We start from the raw sequence: 18,730 nt of genomic DNA on the forward strand, positions 1-18,730 counted from the left end.
CTTCCGGCCAGTCGTGTTCGGTGCCTCGATCTCTTTGCGTTCCACAACTCCGGTCCATTTCGGGCTCCTTCGGTGGCAGACGGCCGACGCGGAATCAAATGGCTAATTCCGCCCCATGAGTTGGGCGTGCCTCAGATGTCCCTAGGATGGGCGGCGACCAACATGAGCCGCGTTCTGGGGGCGCGGCGTGTCGGCGTGGCGCCGTTCTGCGCGCCCGCCGGGAGGAGATCAGTCCATGTTCCGTGTTCGAGGGCGGTCCATACCGTCCGTCCCCGCCGCAGTGCTCGCGTCGGGCATGCTGTGCGCAGGAAGCCTGGCCTTCGCCGGTACGGCGTCGGCCGATGACGGGGGAGACGCCAACGTCGCCGTTCTCGGTGACATCGCCCATGGTGGCCGGGTCGACATCCTCGACGGCTCCAAGGTCGAGGAGCGCCTGACCGGCGGCACCATCCGGCTGAAGATGCAGAACGGCACCCTGGAGACGTACTGCATCGACATCCACAACCCGACCACCGGTGGCACCCAGTACACCGAGTCGGACTGGGACCACTCGGTCCTGTCGGACAAGAAGGACCAGCTCGGCAAGATCCGCTGGATCCTCCAGCACGCCTACCCCGTGGTGCAGCCCGCGCAGCTCGGCGCCAGCGCCGGCGTCCAGCTGGACGAGGACACCGCCGCCGCCGCGACGCAGGCCGCCATCTGGCACTTCTCCGACGGCGTGGACGCCCACCCGGAGAACGACGCCGCCGACAAGGCCACGAAGTGGCTCGAGGACCAGGCCGAGGCGCACGGTTCCACGGACGAGCCGCTGCCCTCGCTCCAGCTCAGCCCCGACAGCGTGTCGGGCAACAGCGGTGACAACGTGGGCCCGGTCACCGTCAACACCAGCGCCGACAAGGTCTCGCTGGGCCTCGACGAGAAGTCCAAGGCCGCCGGCGTGACGGTCGTCGACGGCAGCGGTCAGCCCGCCACCACCGCCGCGAACGGCGACAAGCTGTTCTTCAAGGTGCCGGCCGGCGCCGCCCAGGACGAGGGCACCATCACCGCCTCGGCCACCACGAAGATCGAGGTCGGCCGGGTCTTCGGTCCCGTCGACAAGAAGAGCCAGACCCTGATCCTGGCCGGCAGCACCGACGTTCCCGTCTCCGCGACCGCCACCGGCGCCTGGGCGCCCAAGGCGGCCAAGGGCCCGATCCCGGCCGTCACCTTCGACAAGGACTGCGCCGCGGGCGGGGTCCAGGTCAGCGCCACGAACAGCGGCGACCAGGACTTCACCTTCGCGCTGAACGGCGAGTCGCACACCGTCGCGGCGGGCAAGACCGAGACCGTCCTGGTGAAGGTCGCCGAGGACCACCCGTACGACATCAAGATCGCGGGCGCGGGCGGCTACGGCCCCTGGGAGACCTCCGGCGTCCTGGACTGCAAGACCTCCAGCGGCGGCAGCGGCGGCGGTTCCTCCTCCGCCCCGGCGCCCAGCGCCTCCGCGAGCACCGCGGGCAACGCCCCCTCCACCAAGGGCGGCGGCGGTGACCTGGCCGAGACCGGCAGCAGCAGCGCCACCCCGCTGATCGCCGGCATCGCGGCGGTCCTGGTCGTGGCCGGCGGCGGTCTGGTCTTCTTCCTGCGCAAGCGCCGCTCCACCCCGTCCGCCTGACCTCAGCCGCGGACGACACCGACCCGGCGCCTGCCCTGACCTCCGCGGTCCGGGCCTGACCGAGTCCCACGAGGGGGCCGTCCCGGAGAGATCCGGCACGGCCCCCTTGCGTGACGGTGCGTGCCTGCCGGCTGCCATGGGCGGATCAGGCCGGTCCCGCCGGTGCGCGGGGCGCCCGGACGCCTCCCCTCCGGGACGCGTCCGGCGGTCAGGATGTATTCAGGCGTCCGGTGGCACGGTCGTTTTTCATGACCTATGAAAAATCCACCGACCCCGCTGTCGCCCCGACCGCGTCCACCGCTCCCGTACGGCACCGGCCGCGCTGGAACAAGGTGCCCGAGGTGGTCGCCTACTTCTGGATCATCAAGGTGCTGTGCACGACCGTCGGCGAGACCGCGGCCGACCTGCTGAACGAGAAGGCGGGACTCGGCCTGACCGGTGTCTCGGTGCTGATGAGCGCCCTGCTGGCCGTGGTGCTGGTGGCACAGTTCCGCACCCGCGCGTACAAGGCGGGCGTGTACTGGCTGGCCGTGGCACTGATCAGCGTCGTCGGCACCTTGATCAGCGACAACCTCACCGACAACATGGGCGTCCCGCTGGAGCTGAGCACCGCGGTGTTCGCGGTCCTCCTGGTGGCCGTCTTCGCCGTCTGGTACCGCCGTGAGCGGACGCTGTCCATCCACAGCATCGACACCCCCGGCCGCGAGTCCTTCTACTGGCTGGCCGTCCTGTTCACCTTCGCCCTGGGCACCGCGGCCGGAGACCTCGTCTCCGAGCGCATGATTCTCGGCTACTGGCTCTCCGCCGTCCTGTTCGCCCTGGCCATCGCCGCGGTCGCCGTCGCGCACTTCGCGCTCGGTCTCGACGCGGTGTGGAGCTTCTGGATCGCGTACATCCTCACCCGGCCGCTCGGCGCCTCGATCGGCGACTACCTCTCCCAGCCGACCGGGGACGGCGGCCTGGGCCTGGGCACCGTCGTGACCAGTGCGCTGTTCCTGGCCGTCATCCTCGGCCTGGTCGTGTACCTGGGCGTCACCCGCAAGGACGTGACCGAGCCGGATCGGGACGCCGGTCTGCCCGCCTGACGGTCCGTGCCCGCAAGGTGCGTGGGAAGCGTCCGGGACCGCCGTGCCACGGCCGGGGGTTCCGGATGCCGGTCTTCCCCCGCACGGACAGGCCGTACACCGGCGAAGGAACCTCCGGCCGTCGGATCACCCCGCCGGGAGCGTGACGACGAAGGCCGCCCCGGGCGCGTGTCCGGGATCGTAGGAGACCTCACCGCCGACGGCGCGGGCCAGCCGCCGGGCGAGCGGCAGTCCGAGGCCCGCGCCGTCGTGCCCGTCGCCGGTGTCCGCCCGGCGGCCCGGCTGGAACAACTCGTCCACGAACGCGTCGGGCACACCGGGGCCGTCGTCGGCGACCTCGATCCGTACGGCGCCGGGCAGGCGCCGGCCGGACACCGTCACCGTGGAGCGGGCGTAGCGGAGGGCGTTGGCGAGCAGCGGGCTCAGGACGCGTTCGAGGAGCGCGGGCGTGACCGCCGCCGCCAACTGCCCGGTCTCCACCCTGGTGTTCAGCCGCTCCGGCGGGGCGAGCCGCTGGAACAGCTGCTCCAGGACGGGCCCGACCTCCGTCGTCGCCGGCGCCGAGGCCGGTGTCAGGGCGTGCTCGCGGGCGTCGTCGAGGAGCGTGTCGCAGATCGTGCGCATGGACTGCGCGGCCTCGGCGATCGCCTCGTGCGCGGCGCGGGTCTCGGCGTCCGTCCGCGGGCGGGTCCGCCACCAGTCGAGTTCCATGACGATGCGCGTCAGCGGTGTGCGCAGTTCATGGGACAGCTCTCCGGTCAGCTGCTGTTCGTGGCGCAGGACGGTGCGTATGCGGTCCAGGAGGGCGTCCAGCGAGCCGCCCAGGCGGGCGAGTTCGGCCGGGTGGTCCGCCGCGCCGAAGCGGTCGTCGGAGCCCACGGCGCTCCACTGGGTGGCCTGGTCCGTCATCGTCCGCACCGGCCGCAGGGCCCGGCCGACGGACAGACGCGTCAGCACGTACGTGCATCCGAGCATCACGGCGTCCAGGGCGAGCGAGCCCAGCAGCAGGGTCTCGGCCGAGCCGCGGTACGGAGCCAGGTCCAGGGCGGTGACGACGGTGGCCGCCGCGCCGGGGCCGGGGAGCGGCTGGGAGCACAGGCGGACGGGCCGGTGACCGCCCGCCGTCGCGCACACCTGTCCCGGCCGTGCCGCCAGCCGGCCGGCGGCACGCGTCAGCGGGTCCGCCGCGGTCACGGAAGGAGGCTTCTCCAGCAGGCGGGTGCCCGCGTAGATCCACACGTTCGCGTCGAGAAGGTGGTCGTTGACGGTCTCCAGGACGCGCACGCGGGGGCCGCTGGTGTCGACGGTCGTGGTCACCGCCGCCGCCCTGGCGCGCAGTTCGTCGTCCGCCTGGTGCTGGAGGTGCTCGTCCATCACGGCGTTGAACGCCACGGTCATGACCGTCATCAGCAGGGCGGCGGTGGCCAGCGCCACGAGGGAGAGCCTGCCGCGCAGGGTGCGCGGGACCAGGCGGCGGAATCGGCGGAGGGCGGGCCTCATGACAGGCGGTGTCCGACCCCGCGCGCCGTGCCGATCGTCAGCAGGCTCCCCGCCGCGCGCAGCTTGCGGCGCAGCCGGCTCAGATACTGGTCCAGGGTGTTGTCGCTGACCTGCGCTCCCTCGGGCCAGCCGGCGCGCACCAGGTCGCGGCGGCGCACCAGCGTTCCGTCCGCGGCGACGAGCGTGGCCAGCAGCCGGAACTCCGTCGGGGAGAGTGCGACGCGCGCTCCGTCGACGGTCGCCACGTGATCCACCGCGTCGAGGACCAGATCACCGGTGGTGGTGCGGGAGCGTGGGGCGGCCCGTCTGAGCCCGGCCCGCAGCCGGGCGACGAGTTCGGCGAGGTGGAAGGGCTTGGGGAGGTAGTCGTCGCCCCCGGCCGAGAAGCCGGACAGGCGGTCGGTGAGATGGTGCCGGGCCGTCAGGAAGATCACGGGCGCGGTGAAGCCGTTGGCGCGCATGGCCTGGCAGACGTCCCGTCCGTCGGAATCGGGCAGTCCGACGTCCAGGACGGCCGCCGCGATGCCGGGGGTCGCCAGCCGCAGTGCGGTGGCGCCGTCGGGAGCGAGGACCGGCTCGAACCCCTCGTCCCGCAGGCCCCGGCGCAGTACGTCCCGCAGGGCGTGATCGTCCTCGACAACCAGGATCTTGGGGCGCATGATTCTCCGTCGGCTCTGCGGCCTTGCTCGTACGTGCCGGGGTGTTCCGTGCGCCGACCATGGCGATCCCCACCCACGCGGCCCGGCCCGCGAGGGCGCGGAGGAGATCGGACGACTACAGGAACGTAGACAGTCTACGTCCCTGTAGACGAGTGCCGGCCCGGGAGAGTTCCCGGGCGCCCAGGGGCCCGTACGTTCGGCGTGTCCTAGCGTTCGGCGTCCCCGCGGGACACGGCCAGGTACGTCACGAGGCACGCGATGGCCGCCGTCCACGCCAGGGTGACCGGGCCCAGCCCCAGCCCGAGCCCGCCACGGGCCTGGCCGACCGCCATCCAGTCGGCGAGGGACGCGCCGAGCGGGCGGGTGACGACGTAGGCGGTCCAGAAGGCCGTCACGGCGTTCAGGCCGGCGAAGCGGTGGGCGACGGCCGGTACGCAGATCGCGGCGGCGAACAGCGCGATGGAGCCCAGGTAGCCGAAGCCCGTGGTGGCCGTCAGGTCGCCGGCCGCGGTGCCGAGGGCGAACGTGGCGAGCACGGCCGCCCAGTAGAAGGCCTCGCGGCGCCGCGTGCGGACGCTGTGGATGGACAGGGTGCGCTCACTGGCGTACCAGAGGGCGAAGACGGCGGTCAGCGCGACGAGGAACAACGGGGTCGACACGGTGTACGAGATGCCGAGGCCGACGTGCAGGACGTCCGCCGCCATCGTGCCGAACACGCTGACCATGACCACGGCGGTCCAGTACACCCAGGCGATGTACCGGCGGACGGCGAACTGGACGATCAGCGAGGCCGCCAGGACCAGACCGCCCAGCGCTACCGCGGGAACCGGGCCGAGCAGGCGGGCCAGCAGGTCCGACGCCGTCTCGCCCATGCCCGTGGTGAGGACTTTGATCAGCCAGAAGCAGACGGTCGCTTCCGGCACCTTGTTCGCCATGGTCCGGAGGGGAGCGCGGGGGCGGTCGTCGAGGAGGTGCTGTGCGGTCATGGAAGGCACGATTGCACGGCGAAGTCACCTTTCCACAGATGTCTTTGCCATTGTTTTTGCATCCCTAACGCATGAATTTCAGAACCGGTCGATAAACCTGACCGCAACCTGAACGTCTTGGGGAAGTACCTGGTCAGGGCGGCCGTGCCGATGATAGTCGTGAATTTTCGCCGCCCGGGGAAACTCCGAGGCCGTCCCGTTTTCCGGTGCCGGTCCACGGTGCCGGGAAACCCCCGATCCGGCCCCGGGCGTCGCCACTCCGCGGAAATCCCGAAAAGGGGGGCGGGCCGGTCCGCGCGGGCCCGGTGTGACGGCCGGGACCGCACCGCGCGGCGGCCGGGCTCGCGGACCACACTGGGAGAGGGGCCGCCGACAGGACGGGGCGAGCGATGCGCGCATGGGTGGTGACCCGGCCGGGCCCGGTCGAGGAGGAGCCGCTGCGGCTCGTGGAACGGCCCGTACCGGCGCCCGGGGAGGGGGAGTTGCTGGTGCGCGTGCGGGCGTGCGGGGTGTGCCGTACCGATCTGCACGTCACCGAGGGCGACCTGCCCGAGCACCGGCCGGAGGTGACACCGGGCCATGAGGTCGTCGGCGAGGTCGCCGCCACGGGACCCGGAGCGGACGCGGACGCATGGGCACCGGGCGACCGGGTGGGGGTCGCCTGGCTGCGCGACACCGACGGCACCTGCCGCTTCTGCCTGCGCGGCGACGAGAACCTCTGCCCCGCCTCCCGGTACACCGGCTGGGACGCCGACGGCGGCTACGCCCAGTACACGACCGTTCCGGCCGCCTTCGCCTACCGCCTGCCGCCGGACGTCGACGACGTCGCCCTCGCGCCGCTGCTGTGCGCCGGCATCATCGGCTACCGGGCCCTGCTGCGGACCTCCCTCCCGCCCGGCGGCCGCCTCGGCCTGTACGGGTTCGGCGGCAGCGCCCACCTGTGCGCGCAGGTCGCCCTGGCCCAGGGCGCGACCGTGCACGTACTGACCCGCGACGAGGCCGCCAGGCGCCTGGCGCTCGCACTCGGCTGCGCCTCGGCCGGGGGCGCCCGCGACAGACCGCCCGAACCACTGGACGCGGCGATCCTGTTCGCGCCGGCCGGTGATCTCGTACCGGTGGCGCTGCGGGCGCTCGACCGCGGCGGGGTGCTCGCCGTCGCGGGTATCCATCTCAGCGACGTACCCGTCCTGCACTACGAGGACGAGCTGTTCTACGAGAAGGAGTTGCGCAGCGTCACCTCCAACACCCGCCGCGACGGCCGGGAGTTCCTCGGCATCGCCGCCCGGCACGGCGTCCGGGCCACCACCCACCCCTACCCGCTCTCCGAGGCGCCCCGGGCGCTCCGCGACCTGAAGGCGGGCCGCTTCGACGGCGCGGCGGTCCTGGTCGACGACTTCTGACCGGGAACGCCGGGGCGGCGCGGGCACCCTTGGCCCGCGCCCCGCCCGATGGTGTCCCGCCGCTGGTGTCCCGCCCGCTGGTGCCCGCCCGTTCCCGTTGGAGTGAACGGCGCGCTGAGCCGCCGCCGTTCGCCCTCCCCGGTACGTCATGGTGTGTTCGAGGCATTCATGAAGGAAAGGGGCGAAGTGGTGCGCAACAGGCTCATCGGATCGGTTCTGAGCGCGGCGGCGCTCACCATGCTGACCGTTCCTGCGGACGCCCACGCCGCGGCGGTCGCCTGCGGTGGCGGTGTGTCGACCGGCAGGGTTGCCGTCAACGGCTGCATCAGCGCCCAGCGCGGGAAGGAAGGCCGGGTCTACACGCGCGAGATCACGGCGCACGTCAGGCTGCGCAACACAGGACCGAGGACGGTGAACGTCTCCTACGAGGCGTTCTTCCGTGTCGTCTCCGGCGGCCACTGGGTGAAGCTGGGCAGCGGTCGTACCGATGTTCCGGCCGGCGGGACCGTCGGACCCGCGGAGGTGGGGAGTTCGACCCGGGTGTGCGGACCCGTGAAGGTCGAGATCCGCGTGCACGCCCTCGCCGCCGGGGGCGCCTGGAGCGGCTGGTCCACCGCGGCCACGGCACAGTGCCAGACCTGAGCCGAACCGGACCGAACCGGCGCCTCAGACGAAGCGGACCTCGGCCGAGTCCGCCCCGGCCGCGGCGAACGCGAGCAGCCGGCCACCCTCCTCGGCGAGCGCGGCGCGGTCCTGCGCGCTCAGGGCGGCGAAGGGCTCCAGGACGAGGGCGGCGGCACCGCGCGTCCGCTCGACGCGCCACAGGCCCGCCACGAAGCCGTCCACCAGGAACGTCGACCGGATCAGCCCGTTGCGTGTGAAGACGAGCCCGCGCCGCTCCTCGGCGAGGACGCGGGTCCGGTCGGCGTGGGCGAGCAGGATGTTGTCGAACTCCGGCAGGAAGCGCACCGGGACGGGGACGCGCGGGTCGGGGCGAGGGGCGTCCGGCAGGTCGAACAGCTCGCGGCCGTTCTCGTCGCGGAAGACCGCCAGTCGCGGCCCGAGCCGCTTCACCGCGTCGGCCAGCCGGGTCATGCCGGACCAGGCCTGGATGTCCTTGACCGAGGCCGGCCCGAAGGCCGCCAGATACCGCTCGATCATCGGATCCGGTGCCGTCGCCCTGGCGAGGGGACGGCCGAGCCACGCCTCGGCGCTGGTGTGCACGGCCTGACCGCTCTCGCCCCACAGTCCCCGCGGCGGCACCTGCACCAGCGGCACCAGACCGCGCACGACGTTGGCGAGGGCGAGCGGGTCCCGGTCCGGCCACCGCTCGGCGAGCAGGGCACCCAGGCCGCCCAGTGCGAGCGGCTCCCGCTCGACCAGCTCACGTCCCCGCGCGGCCACCTCCTCGATGTCCAGCCCGTCGAGTTCCTTCCCGAAGGAACGCATCAGCCCTTGCCGCAGCGCGTCCCGCAGGACAGGGCGCAGGGCGACGCAGTCGTCGGCCGTGACCAGGTGGATCGTGCCGCGCATCAGCGCCAGCCGTACCGCCTCGCGGTTCCTGACGAGGGAGGCCAGGTCCTCCGTACGGAATCCGGCGACCCGTGTCCACAGCCCGATGTACGGCGGGTTCGGCGCCTGGGCCTGCATCCCCACCAGGTGCGCGATCACTCGTGCCGCCGGCATGGAGGAGCGCTCCAGCAGCAACTGCCGTGCCAGCAGGCTGCGGTTGAGCGCCCGCCGGTCCAGCACCTTCACATCCCCCGACGTCACGACGGGAATCCCCTCTACCTGTGTCCGTTCGGGAAAGTCACCCCGTGAACTGTCCGTCCGAACGATAGTTTGACCATCGATCAGCTCCCGTAGTCCAGGTGAGGAAGCTCCATGCCGGCCGCACAGCAGATACCCGACATACTCTCCCCCGAGTTCGCCGCCGACCCCTACACCGCCTACCGGGTGATGCGGGAGACCGCTCCCCTCGCCTGGCACGAGGCCACACAGAGCTACATCCTCTCGCGATACGCGGACGTGGAGCGCGTCTTCAAGGACAAGGGCGGCGAGTTCACCACCGACAACTACGACTGGCAGCTCGAACCCGTCCACGGCAAGACGATCCTCCAGCTCAGCGGCCGGGAACACGCCGTGCGCCGGGCTCTGGTCGCCCCCGCCTTCCGCGGCGTCGACCTCCAGGAGAAGTTCCTGCCCGTCATCGAGCGGAACTCGCGCGAACTCATCGACGCCTTCCGGCACACCGGTTCCGCCGACCTGGTCGCCGACTACGCCTCCCGCTTCCCCGTCGCGGTGATCGCCGACATGCTGGGCCTGGACAAGGCCGACCACGACCGCTTCCACGGCTGGTACACCGCCGTCATCGCCTTCCTCGGCAACCTGTCGGGAGACCCGGAGGTGACCGAGGCGGGGCAGCGCACCCGCGTCGAGTTCGCCGAGTACATGATGCCGGTCATCCGCGAACGCCGGGAGAAGCCGGGCGACGACCTGCTGTCCACCCTGTGCGCCGCCGAGGTCGACGGGGTGCGGATGAGCGACGAGGACATCAAGGCGTTCTGCAGCCTCCTCCTCGCCGCCGGCGGCGAGACCACCGACAAGGCGATCGCCGGCATCTTCGCGAACCTGCTGAACCACCCCGAGCAGCTGGCGGCCGTGTACGCGGACCGCGGCCTGATCGGGCGCGCGTTCGCGGAGACCCTGCGCTACTCCCCGCCCGTCCACATGATCATGCGGCAGACCGCGAAGGAGGTCACGCTCGACGCCGGGACCATACCGGCCGGTGCGACGGTGACCTGCCTGATCGGCTCGGCCAACCGTGACGGCGCCCGTTACCGCGACCCCGACCGTTTCGACATCTTCCGCGACGACCTCGACGCCACGACCGCGTTCTCCGCCGCCGCCGGTCACCTCGCGTTCGCCCTCGGCCGGCACTTCTGCGTGGGCGCGCTCCTGGCGAAGGCCGAGGTCGAGATCGGCGTCGGCCAGCTCCTCGACGCCATGCCCGGTCTGCGCCCGGCCCCCGGTGCCGACCTGACCGAGCGAGGCGTCTTCACCCGCGGACCGAAGTCCGTGCCGGTGGAGTTCACTCCCGTGGCCCCTTAGGGGACGTCTCCCCGCTCTTCGTGAGCCCGCGAAGAGCGAAGGGGCACCCCCCGGGGCAGCCCTCCCCAATCGAGGCACGCCTTCGTGGTCCGCGCCGCCGACCGGCCTCCCCGCTCCCGTTCCCCGCTGGTGGGACCGGTCGCGGCTGCATAGCGTGATCGCATGACCACAGAAACGGCCCGCCCCGTTCTCGACGACCGGCGGTGGAAAGCGCTCGGGGTCTGTCTGACCGCGGGCTTCATCTCACTGCTCGACGTCTCGATCGTGAACGTGGCGCTGCCCTCCATGGAGCGCGGGCTCGGCGCCTCCGAAGCGACCCAGTCCTGGGTGGTGTCCGGGTACGCCCTCGCCTTCGGGCTCGCGCTCGCGCCGGCGGGACGGCTCGGTGACCTGCGCGGTCGCCGCCAGGCGCTGCTGTTCGGGCTCGCCCTGTTCACGGCCGCGTCGGTGGGCTGCGGTCTCGCCGCCGGCCCCACCTGGCTGGTGGTGTTCAGGCTGATCCAGGGTGCGGCCGCCGGTGTGGTCGCACCGCAGACCTCGGGGCTGATCCAGCAGATGTTCCAGGGCGCCGAGCGGGCCCGGGCCTTCGGGTTCCACGGCAGCGTCGTCGCCGTGTCCACCGCCGTGGGCCCGCTCGTGGGCGGCCTGCTGATCGAGGCGTTCGGCACCGACAACGGCTGGCGCTGGGTGTTCTTCGTCAACGTGCCCATCGGCGTGGCCGCCCTCGTCGCGGGGCACCGGCTGCTGCCCCGCCTCCCGGTGCCGGGGGACAGGAGGGAGAAGTTCGATCCGGTCGGCGTCCTGCTGCTCGGCTCGGGCGTGCTCGCGCTGCTGCTCCCGCTGGTCCAGGAACAGCAGTGGCAGGGGCGGGCGAAGTGGGCGCTGCTCCCGGTGGGCGCGCTGCTGCTGGGCGCCTTCTGGATGTGGGAAAGGGCCAAGAGCAGCCGGGGTGACGCGCCCCTGGTCGACCTCGGACTCTTCTCCCTGCGTTCCTTCACCCTCGGCACCCTGATCAGCCTCACGTTCTTCGGCGGGCTGACGACCATCTTCTTCGTCCTGTCCCTGTTCCTGCAGAACTCCCTCGGGTACACCGCCCTCGGCGCCGGCGTGACGATCCTGCCGTTCGCCGTCGCGTCCGCGGCCGGAGCGGCCCTCGGCGGGCGGCTGGTGACGCGGTACGGCCGCGGCCTGGTCGTCGCCGGCCTGAGCGGAGTGGTCCTCGGGCTGCTCGGCGTGGTCCTGGCCGTTCAGCTGGTGCCCGGCCGCGACGCGGGCTGGGCCATGGCGCTGCCGCTGGTCGTCGCCGGCGTCGGGTCGGGCCTCACGGTCTCGCCCAACACGACCCTCACCCTCACCCTGGTGCCGGTACGACGGGCCGGTGCGGCCGGCGGAGTGATGCAGACCGGCCAGCGCATCGGCTCGGCCGTGGGCATCGCCGTGGTCGGTGCCGTGTACTTCGCGCATCTCGCCGCCCGCGGACCCGCCACGAAGGCCCTTCAGCTCGGGCTGCTCACCGCCATGGCCATCATCCTCGTCGCCCTCGTGCTGGCCGTGGTCGATCTGCGGGCGCGCCAGACGCATCCGGGCCGCGACGACCTCGCGCCCGCGCCGCCGCGCGGCCTGGGGGAGAGCGGGGCCGGCGAGAAGGCGGCCAGCGGAGCCTGAGGCCCCGCCGGACCTGAGACCCGGGGCCCCGCCGGACCGGAAACCCGGGGCCCCAGGCCCGGAGCCCCCAGGCTTCGAGGCCCCGTAAGGTTCTGAGGCCCCGTCAAGCCTGAGGCCCCGCCCGGTCCGAGGCCCTGCGGGCCTCAGGCCCGGCGGGGCCTCGAAACGTGTGCACTGCCGTAGCGGCCGCCGTGCGTCAGCCTCTCGACGCGCGAGGCAGCCGGCGCGCCGCGAAAAGGACCATCGAGATCTTCAGCGCGGTCGAGATGGTCAATGCCTGCAGGAAAGGCATTCCCGTGAGCCACAGCACCATCATCATGGCCGAGAGGACGAGGAAAACGGGGAGAAGGTTGGCCTGCCGGGCCACGGAGCGCAGAACTCCGGTGAATGACCGAGGCCTTTCCGGCGTACCGGTCGCGCCAACGCGGATCTCTGCTTCGTCGACTTGCGGCATGCTCTTTCCTTCCCGCGGACTCGTTTCCGCCACCGAGCCTAGGCAGTGCCCGGCGGGGCTGCCACCGGTGCTGCTCCGTCCCGCCCGCGGACGGCCGGTGATGTGAACCTGTACGCCCGTTGGGAGGCATGCGGGCGGGTAAGGCGCGGGCATCCGCCGATTCGGTCCTACCGTCCGGACATGAAACGCAACCATGCTCGGTACGCCGCGTTCGTCGCCGTACTTCTCGGTGCGGGCCCGGGTGCATTCCCCGCCTCGGCGGTCTCCGTCCCGGCCTCGGCGGCCCCGCGGATCCTGACGGTGTCCCCGGGGCAGTCGATCCAGAAGGCGGTGGACGCCGCCCGCGCCGGCGACACGGTCCTGGTACGGGCCGGCACCTACCACGAGAGCGTCACCGTCAAGACCTCCGGACTGACCCTGCGCGGCGTCGGCCGGCACACGGTGATCGTGCCTCCCGAGAAGAAGGCCCTGCCGGGCTCCAGGGCGGCCGTCGGCTGCGTGGACGGCGGCAAGGGCATCTGCGTGATCGGCCTCAGGGACAAGCCCGTCGAGAACGTCACCGTCTCCGACCTGTCGCTGACCGGCTTCTCCCGCGTCGGCCTGTGGTCCATGGCCACCGACCGCCTGACCGTCCAGCGCGTGCGGTCCGAGAAGAACGGCCAGTGGGGCATCTCCCAGGAGCACTCCACCCGCGGTGTGTTCAGGGACAACGTCGCCCGCGACAACGGCGACGCCGGCCTGTACCTCGCCAACACCACGATGTCGGAGAAGGGGGCCACGGACAGCCGCGGCCTGCTCGTGGAAGACAACCTCCTGGAGGGCAACCGGAACGGCCTCACGGTCCTGCGCCTGCGCAACCTGTCGGTCCGGAGCAACGACCTGACCGGGAACTGCACCGGGATGATCGTGATCGGGGACGAGAACAAGCCCCGGGCCGGCGCGTTCACGGTCAGCGGGAACCATGTCCTGCGCAACAACAAGTACTGCGCCAAGACGGCGAGGCTGCCGTTCGTGCAGGGCTCCGGGATCGTCCTGTCCGGGGCGGAGAACGTCCTGCTGACGCACAACACGATCGCCGGCAACAGCGGCAAGTCGAAGATGTCCGGCGGGGTCGTGCTGTTCAAGAGCATGGTCGGCGTGGCCAACGAGAAGAACCGCGTCGAGGAGAACTGGTTCACCGGCAACGCCCCGGCCGACCTGGTCGACCAGAACACCGCCAAGAGCGGCAACCTCTTCCGCGGCAACACCTGCCGCGTCTCGGTCCCCACCGGACTGTGCTGATCCGGCCCGCGCGACCGCAGGCCCGATGAGAAAGGACGGTGTCCCTCCGCATCGCTCGCCATGAGCGGTACGGAGGGACACCGTCGTCCGGGCAGCGGGCGGGACCGGCCGTGCGGCCGTCCCGGACGGCTCAGACGCGAGCGAGCGCGGGCAGCAGACGCAGCGCGTTCTCGCGGTTGATACAGCTGCGTTCCCGCTCGCCGAGGGCGGGATCCGCGTCCAGCGCGGGTGCGGTCACCTCGCTGACCACGCGCGCGGGAGTGGGCGGCCAGTCGCTGCCGTAGAGGATCTGGGAGGACCCCGCCGCGGCCAGCAGACTCGGGGTGCCCGACGGGGACATCGGCGCCGCCGTGTCGTAGTAGAAGCGGTGCAGACAGTCGCGGACCCGGCCGGGATCGACGGCGGGCACGAGCTGACGGCCGAAGACCTCGACCCGGCTCGCGATGTACGGGAGGTACCCGCCGCCGTGCGGGAGGACGAACTTGAGCCGCGGGAAGCGGTCCAGGGTCCCGTTCATGATCAGGCTCAGCGCCGCGCGGGTCGTGTCCATCAGGAAGTCGCACACGAACGGCGGTACGCCCGCAGGGGCGCCGGAGGTGTTCACCTGCATGGGGTGCGTGCTGATCACGGCGCCGCGCTCGTCCAATTGCGCCATGATCGGATCGAGCGCGGGATCGCCCAGATACGTGTCGCCCGTACTCGTCCGCGCGCTGACGCCCACGGCCCCCAGCCGGTCCATCCCGTGCGAGACGGACCAGGCGGAGAGTTCGGCGTCGTCGAGGAAGAGGGGCGTGAAGAAGGCGAAGCGGCCGGCGTGCCGCTCGGTCAGGGCACCCGCGGCGTCGAGGGCGACACGCGTGCTCTCCCTGCGTGCCGCCGCCTCCTTGAACCGCCCCAGCATGGCGACGGTGAGGACGCTGGTGCGCGTGCCCGTCCGGTCCATCAGGTCCAGCGCGGTGGCCTCGTCCCACCGGGTCCACGGCGGCAGGCTGTCCCGGTCCGCGATCCCCTTCTCCTCGGCCCACCGCACCCATTCGGGAGCGGTGTAGTGGTGGTGCACGTCTATTCGGCCGTGCCGGGCGCCGTCGCCGCTCGGCGCGGCGGGCCGGCCTATGTCGCCCGGAGCGTGCAGGTCGGTCGTCATGGAAAGGCTCCCTGGGGTGAAAGGCTCCTGGTACGTCGGAGAGCGGATCAGCGGCTGAGGAGGCCCGCGAGGACGCGCGTCACCTCGGCGGCGGGGTCCGCGGGCAGGTCCGCGCAGCGCCAGGCGACGATGCCGTCGGGGCGGACCAGCACCGCGCCCTGAGCGGTCACACCGTGCACGGCGGCCCAGTCCGCGCCACCGCCGGCGCCCTGGGCGGCCGTCGTGTCGAGGTCGAAGTCCTGGCCGGCGCCGACACGGTAGGACACCAGCGGGACGTCGAGCTCGGCCGCGGCGGACCGGGCGGCCGCCGCCCACGGTCCGTCGGCGAGCCCGGAGAGCAGGACGAACGACCGCTCGTACAGATCGACGGTCGACCTGGTTTCCCCGTTCTGCGCGACGGTCATGTGCGGGGCGCGGGTACCGGGGTCCGCCTCCAGGCGGAGATCCGCCGGGATGGTCGGCGCCTCGGTGTCCCCGCCGGACACGGCCGTGGAGAGATAGCGGTAGCCGAGGGCCACGGTCATCAGGTCCGTGCTCTGGCCCCCGCCCTGCGCGGCCGCGTACCCGGGATGCTCCTCGCGCGCCGCCTGCTCGATGGCCCGGGAGATCGTCGCCAGGGCCACCGGACGCCGCTCGTCCTCGTAGGTGGCCAGCAGGCCCTCGCCCGCCCAGCCGCGCAGCACTCCGGTGATCTTCCAGGCCAGGTTGTGCGCGTCCTGGATACCCGTGTTGGACCCGAACGCGCCCGTGGGCGGCATCTCGTGGGCCGAGTCGCCCATCAGGAAGACGCGTCCCTGCCGGTAGCGGTCGGCGACCCGGTCCGCCGCGTGCCACGGGGCGCGCCCGGTGACCTCCACGTCCAGGTCCCGCACACCGGCGGCGGCCCTGACGTGGTCGGCGACGCGCGTGTCGGTGAAGTGTTCGAGCGTCTGGCCGCGCTCGGGGAACCACGGGATGTGGAAGACCCACTTCTCCTCGTTGTCGACCGGCAGCAGGACGCCGTCGCCCTCGGTCCCGTTCAGGTAGCAGACGAGGAAGCGCTGGTCGCCCACCACCTCGGCCAGACGCTTGCTGCGGAAGGTGACGCTGACGTTGTGGAACAGGTCGCCCCCGCCGCTCTGCCCGATGCCCAGGCGCTCGCGCACCGGGCTGCGCGGCCCGTCGGCCGCCAGGAGGTAGGCCGTGCGCACCGAGTACGTCCGGCCGCTCTCCCGTTCGCGCAGTTCGCACGTCACGCCGTCCTGGTCCTCGGTGAAGGAGATCAGCTCCGTACCGAAGCGCACGTCACCGCCCAGCCGGCGGGCGTGGTCCAGCAGCACCGGCTCCAGGTCGTTCTGGCTGCACGCGCACCGCAGCGTGGAACACACGTCCTTCTCCGGCGGCTTGCCGCCGGTGAGCCGGGCCGAGAGCCATCTGCTCGTGCCGCCCGTCAGTCTGTCCGTCTGCATGATGCCGTGATTGCCCGACAGATTGGCCGCGGCCTTTCTGATGTCCGCCTCGACTCCGGCGGTGCGGAACAACTCCATGGTCCGCATGTTGTTCCCCCGGCCCCGGGGGTGTTCGGACGTGGCGGCCCGGCGTTCGGCGACCATATGACTGACGCCCAGTCTGCCCAGAAACACCGAAGCGGACAGTCCGACAAGCGAACCGCCCACGACCAATACCGGCACCATTTCTTCGTCGCGCCTGTCCAAGGCCCGTCCTCCTCCAGTGACCCAGCGGTGGTTCGGGCAGCGATAAGCACTGATGGCGGCCCTGTGGTCGAACCTGTCACAGGGTTCCGGGGTCGGCAATCGAGCCTTCCCCCGGACGGCGCACTCGCCTTTTCCGTATCCGCTCCGCGCCGAAAAGGCCGGTCCGCGTCAGGGTGAATCGCGTTTTCCCGTTGCGCGTGGCGTCAATGGATTCCAGCGTTCACCCGACTCGCGCCAACCGCGGGAAGAGAGAAGGACCGTCGATGACCCAGATGCAAGAGCAGGAGACCGCGGACGAGACAGCCCGGGCAGTGGACGCGGCGTCCCGAGGTTGCCCCGTGTACCGCTCCAACCCGCACCCCCTCTACGAGCATCTGCGTGACCACGCGCCCGTGTCCCGGCTCACCCCGCCGCACGGCGTGGACGCGTACCTCATCACGCGGTTCGAGGACGCGAAGGCGGCCCTGGCCGATCCCCGGATCAGCAAGGACATGTACGCGGCCATCGACGCGTACCGCTCCATCTTCGGCGACTCCTCCATCGCCCTGGACGACAACATGCTGTTCGCCGACCCGCCGAAGCACACGCGGCTGCGCCGGATCGTCAGCAAGGCGTTCGTCCCCCGCCGCATCGAGGCCCTGCGCCCGCGGGTCCAGGAGATCACCGACACGCTGCTCGACCGGTGCTCCACCGAGGAGCCCGTCGACCTGCTGTCGGCCTTCGCCTTCCCGCTGCCCCTCCAGGTGATCTGCGAGCTGATCGGCGTCCCCGAGGAGGAGCGGCAGGAGGTCCAGCAGTGGTGCAGCGTCGTCGCGCGGACCGGGTTCAGCAAGAAGGACAAGGACCGGCTGGCCGAGGCGGAGACCACGCTCCGGGAGTACTTCGAGATCCTCATCGCCCGTAAGCGCAAGGCCCCCGAGGACGACCTGCTGAGCGTCCTCATCCAGACCAGCGACGAGCAGGAGTCGCTGAACGACGGCGAACTGCTCTCCACGCTGTGGGTGCTGCTGTTCGCCGGCCACAAGACGACCGCCTACCTCATCGGCAACGCCGTCTACACCCTGCTCACCCACCCGGAGCAGCTCAAGCAGGTCGTCGAGTCGCCCGACCTCATCCCGAACGCCGTCGAGGAGATCATCCGCTTCGAGGGCTCCGTCGAGAACGCGACCTTCCGTCACGCGCTCGAGGACATCACCATCGCGGGCACGCTCATCCCCAAGGGCTCGCTGGTGCAGATCGCGGTCACCTCCGCCAACCGCGACGCCGACGCGTTCGAGAACCCCGACGTCTTCGACATCACCCGGCAGGGTGTGCAGAGCAGCCACCTGGGATTCGGCACCGGCCCGCACTACTGCCTCGGCGCGCCGCTGGCGCGGATGGAGATGCAGATCGCCCTGGCCTCGCTCTTCCGCCGCTTCCCCGGGCTCTCCCTGGCCTTCCCGCCCGCCGAGGCGAAGTGGCTCACCGTGCCCTTCCCCGCGTTCCGCGGCCTGACCGAACTCCCCATCGCCCTGGACCCGTCCAGCGTGCTGCGGGACGTGGCCTCCGGGATGTCCGGCAAGGGCTGAGCCCACGGGCGCGAGCCCGTGACGACGCGCGCCGCGCACGTACGGCGACGCGCACCGGGACCCGTAGGGGGCGTGAAGCACCGGCTTCACGCCCCCTCCTTCGTCTACGCGGTCAGGCGGCCGATCTCCTGCGGGCCCAGGCCGGTCAGCCGGGCGATACGGGGAGCGGGGATTCCCGCGCTCAGCGCCCGGTGCACGAGCGCCTCCCACCCCTGCGTCGTGTCCCGGAAGTCCACGAGCTCACGCTCCATGTCGGTCACCGACTGGGGCGCGCATTCCTGCTCGACGGCCTCCGCCTCGGACCGGCTCAGCGGGATCGGGAGCCGTTCGGCGTCCTCGGGGATCAGCACCTCTGAACCGGCGGGCAGGATCCGTACCTGCTCGGCCGAGGCCGTGACCCCGTGCGCCGACAGCCAGCCGCGCACCGCCGGTGTCTGCGCGCACTCCAGCGGTTCCACCGCGCCCATCGCCGTGCCGAGCAGCGGGTGACGGTCGGGAAGAATGAACAGGTAAGCCTCATCGGCCATCG

General features: G+C 71.8%; 16 protein-coding genes. 8 read left to right on the forward strand and 8 right to left on the reverse strand.

Annotated features, from left to right (window positions below):
* Window positions 1-235: 235 nt before the first annotated feature.
* Together ACIPRD_RS07800 and ACIPRD_RS07805 are read left to right on the forward strand one after the other, a co-directional pair.
* On the forward strand, window positions 236-1,654 hold the full coding sequence (locus tag ACIPRD_RS07800; protein ID WP_356408416.1) for a thioester domain-containing protein: 1,419 nt from the start codon (window positions 236-238) through the stop codon (window positions 1,652-1,654).
* 248 nt (window positions 1,655-1,902) lie between these two features.
* On the forward strand, window positions 1,903-2,739 hold the full coding sequence (locus tag ACIPRD_RS07805) for a hypothetical protein (protein WP_401560971.1): 837 nt from the start codon (window positions 1,903-1,905) through the stop codon (window positions 2,737-2,739).
* Between the two features lie 126 nt (window positions 2,740-2,865).
* Here the strand turns inward: ACIPRD_RS07805 and ACIPRD_RS07810 are convergent, their stop codons facing one another.
* From ACIPRD_RS07810 to ACIPRD_RS07820, 3 genes are all read right to left on the reverse strand, one after another.
* A complete protein-coding gene (locus ACIPRD_RS07810; protein ID WP_401560974.1) occupies window positions 2,866-4,239 on the reverse strand; it encodes a sensor histidine kinase in 1,374 nt (457 codons plus the stop codon).
* Complete coding sequence (locus ACIPRD_RS07815) at window positions 4,236-4,898, reverse strand: response regulator transcription factor (protein WP_356408407.1); 663 nt, start codon at window positions 4,896-4,898, stop codon at window positions 4,236-4,238. The genes ACIPRD_RS07810 and ACIPRD_RS07815 overlap by 4 nt, the downstream gene beginning before the upstream one ends.
* Window positions 4,899-5,104: 206 nt before the next feature.
* Window positions 5,105-5,884: a hypothetical protein gene (locus tag ACIPRD_RS07820; protein ID WP_356408404.1), complete on the reverse strand. Its 780-nt coding sequence runs from the start codon at window positions 5,882-5,884 to the stop codon at window positions 5,105-5,107.
* Between the two features lie 389 nt (window positions 5,885-6,273).
* Between ACIPRD_RS07820 and ACIPRD_RS07825 the strand changes: the two genes are divergently transcribed.
* Both ACIPRD_RS07825 and ACIPRD_RS07830 read left to right on the forward strand, forming a co-directional pair.
* The gene (locus tag ACIPRD_RS07825) at window positions 6,274-7,284 is read left to right on the forward strand and encodes a zinc-binding alcohol dehydrogenase family protein (protein WP_401560978.1); all 1,011 of its coding nucleotides are present in this window, start codon (window positions 6,274-6,276) and stop codon (window positions 7,282-7,284) included.
* Window positions 7,285-7,470: 186 nt separating this feature from the next.
* Window positions 7,471-7,926: a hypothetical protein gene (locus ACIPRD_RS07830; protein WP_401560981.1), complete on the forward strand. Its 456-nt coding sequence runs from the start codon at window positions 7,471-7,473 to the stop codon at window positions 7,924-7,926.
* A 24-nt stretch (window positions 7,927-7,950) separates the two neighbouring features.
* Here ACIPRD_RS07830 and ACIPRD_RS07835 read toward each other — a convergent pair whose 3' ends face one another.
* Window positions 7,951-9,057, reverse strand: coding sequence for a winged helix DNA-binding domain-containing protein (locus tag ACIPRD_RS07835; protein WP_401560984.1), 1,107 nt, complete (start codon window positions 9,055-9,057; stop codon window positions 7,951-7,953).
* A gap of 111 nt (window positions 9,058-9,168) precedes the next feature.
* On the opposite strand from ACIPRD_RS07835, the gene ACIPRD_RS07840 reads away from it, so the two are divergent.
* Window positions 9,169-10,395, forward strand: coding sequence for a cytochrome P450 (locus ACIPRD_RS07840; RefSeq protein WP_401560987.1), 1,227 nt, complete (start codon window positions 9,169-9,171; stop codon window positions 10,393-10,395).
* 162 nt (window positions 10,396-10,557) lie between these two features.
* Window positions 10,558-12,060, forward strand: coding sequence for an MFS transporter (locus tag ACIPRD_RS07845; protein ID WP_401560990.1), 1,503 nt, complete (start codon window positions 10,558-10,560; stop codon window positions 12,058-12,060).
* A 196-nt stretch (window positions 12,061-12,256) separates the two neighbouring features.
* Here ACIPRD_RS07845 and ACIPRD_RS07850 read toward each other — a convergent pair whose 3' ends face one another.
* A complete protein-coding gene (locus ACIPRD_RS07850) occupies window positions 12,257-12,514 on the reverse strand; it encodes a hypothetical protein (protein WP_356408384.1) in 258 nt (85 codons plus the stop codon).
* Between the two features lie 180 nt (window positions 12,515-12,694).
* On the opposite strand from ACIPRD_RS07850, the gene ACIPRD_RS07855 reads away from it, so the two are divergent.
* Window positions 12,695-13,795 (forward strand): right-handed parallel beta-helix repeat-containing protein, encoded by a 1,101-nt coding sequence (locus tag ACIPRD_RS07855; protein WP_356408381.1) that lies wholly within the window; start codon window positions 12,695-12,697, stop codon window positions 13,793-13,795.
* Window positions 13,796-13,925: 130 nt separating this feature from the next.
* Here the strand turns inward: ACIPRD_RS07855 and ACIPRD_RS07860 are convergent, their stop codons facing one another.
* On the reverse strand, window positions 13,926-14,939 hold the full coding sequence (locus tag ACIPRD_RS07860; protein ID WP_356408378.1) for an amidohydrolase family protein: 1,014 nt from the start codon (window positions 14,937-14,939) through the stop codon (window positions 13,926-13,928).
* 47 nt (window positions 14,940-14,986) lie between these two features.
* Window positions 14,987-16,612: an FAD-dependent oxidoreductase gene (locus tag ACIPRD_RS07865; RefSeq protein WP_401561882.1), complete on the reverse strand. Its 1,626-nt coding sequence runs from the start codon at window positions 16,610-16,612 to the stop codon at window positions 14,987-14,989.
* A gap of 284 nt (window positions 16,613-16,896) precedes the next feature.
* Between ACIPRD_RS07865 and ACIPRD_RS07870 the strand changes: the two genes are divergently transcribed.
* Window positions 16,897-18,201 (forward strand): cytochrome P450, encoded by a 1,305-nt coding sequence (locus tag ACIPRD_RS07870; RefSeq protein ID WP_356408375.1) that lies wholly within the window; start codon window positions 16,897-16,899, stop codon window positions 18,199-18,201.
* Window positions 18,202-18,305: 104 nt separating this feature from the next.
* On the opposite strand, the gene ACIPRD_RS07875 is transcribed toward ACIPRD_RS07870, so the two are convergent.
* A complete protein-coding gene (locus ACIPRD_RS07875) occupies window positions 18,306-18,728 on the reverse strand; it encodes a DUF6003 family protein (protein WP_356408372.1) in 423 nt (140 codons plus the stop codon).
* Window positions 18,729-18,730: the final 2 nt, after the last annotated feature.

The sequence above is a fragment of the Streptomyces sp. NPDC090108 genome (assembly GCF_044747185.1).
Classification (GTDB): domain Bacteria; phylum Actinomycetota; class Actinomycetes; order Streptomycetales; family Streptomycetaceae; genus Streptomyces.

Bases quoted from the DNA above. Each gene is read 5' to 3' on its own strand.
- ACIPRD_RS07850 (WP_356408384.1), bottom strand. From the start codon at position 12,514: ATGCCGCAAGTCGACGAAGCAGAGATCCGCGTTGGCGCGACCGGTACG.
- ACIPRD_RS07875 (WP_356408372.1), bottom strand. From the start codon at position 18,728: ATGGCCGATGAGGCTTACCTGTTCATTCTTCCCGACCGTCACCCGCTG.
- ACIPRD_RS07825 (WP_401560978.1), top strand. From the start codon at position 6,274: ATGCGCGCATGGGTGGTGACCCGGCCGGGCCCGGTCGAGGAGGAGCCG.
- ACIPRD_RS07860 (WP_356408378.1), bottom strand. From the start codon at position 14,939: ATGACGACCGACCTGCACGCTCCGGGCGACATAGGCCGGCCCGCCGCG.
- ACIPRD_RS07805 (WP_401560971.1), top strand. From the start codon at position 1,903: ATGACCTATGAAAAATCCACCGACCCCGCTGTCGCCCCGACCGCGTCC.
- ACIPRD_RS07865 (WP_401561882.1), bottom strand. From the start codon at position 16,612: ATGGTGCCGGTATTGGTCGTGGGCGGTTCGCTTGTCGGACTGTCCGCT.
- ACIPRD_RS07800 (WP_356408416.1), top strand. From the start codon at position 236: ATGTTCCGTGTTCGAGGGCGGTCCATACCGTCCGTCCCCGCCGCAGTG.
- ACIPRD_RS07855 (WP_356408381.1), top strand. From the start codon at position 12,695: ATGAAACGCAACCATGCTCGGTACGCCGCGTTCGTCGCCGTACTTCTC.
- ACIPRD_RS07840 (WP_401560987.1), top strand. From the start codon at position 9,169: ATGCCGGCCGCACAGCAGATACCCGACATACTCTCCCCCGAGTTCGCC.
- ACIPRD_RS07815 (WP_356408407.1), bottom strand. From the start codon at position 4,898: ATGCGCCCCAAGATCCTGGTTGTCGAGGACGATCACGCCCTGCGGGAC.
- ACIPRD_RS07810 (WP_401560974.1), bottom strand. From the start codon at position 4,239: ATGAGGCCCGCCCTCCGCCGATTCCGCCGCCTGGTCCCGCGCACCCTG.
- ACIPRD_RS07845 (WP_401560990.1), top strand. From the start codon at position 10,558: ATGACCACAGAAACGGCCCGCCCCGTTCTCGACGACCGGCGGTGGAAA.
- ACIPRD_RS07820 (WP_356408404.1), bottom strand. From the start codon at position 5,884: ATGACCGCACAGCACCTCCTCGACGACCGCCCCCGCGCTCCCCTCCGG.
- ACIPRD_RS07870 (WP_356408375.1), top strand. From the start codon at position 16,897: ATGACCCAGATGCAAGAGCAGGAGACCGCGGACGAGACAGCCCGGGCA.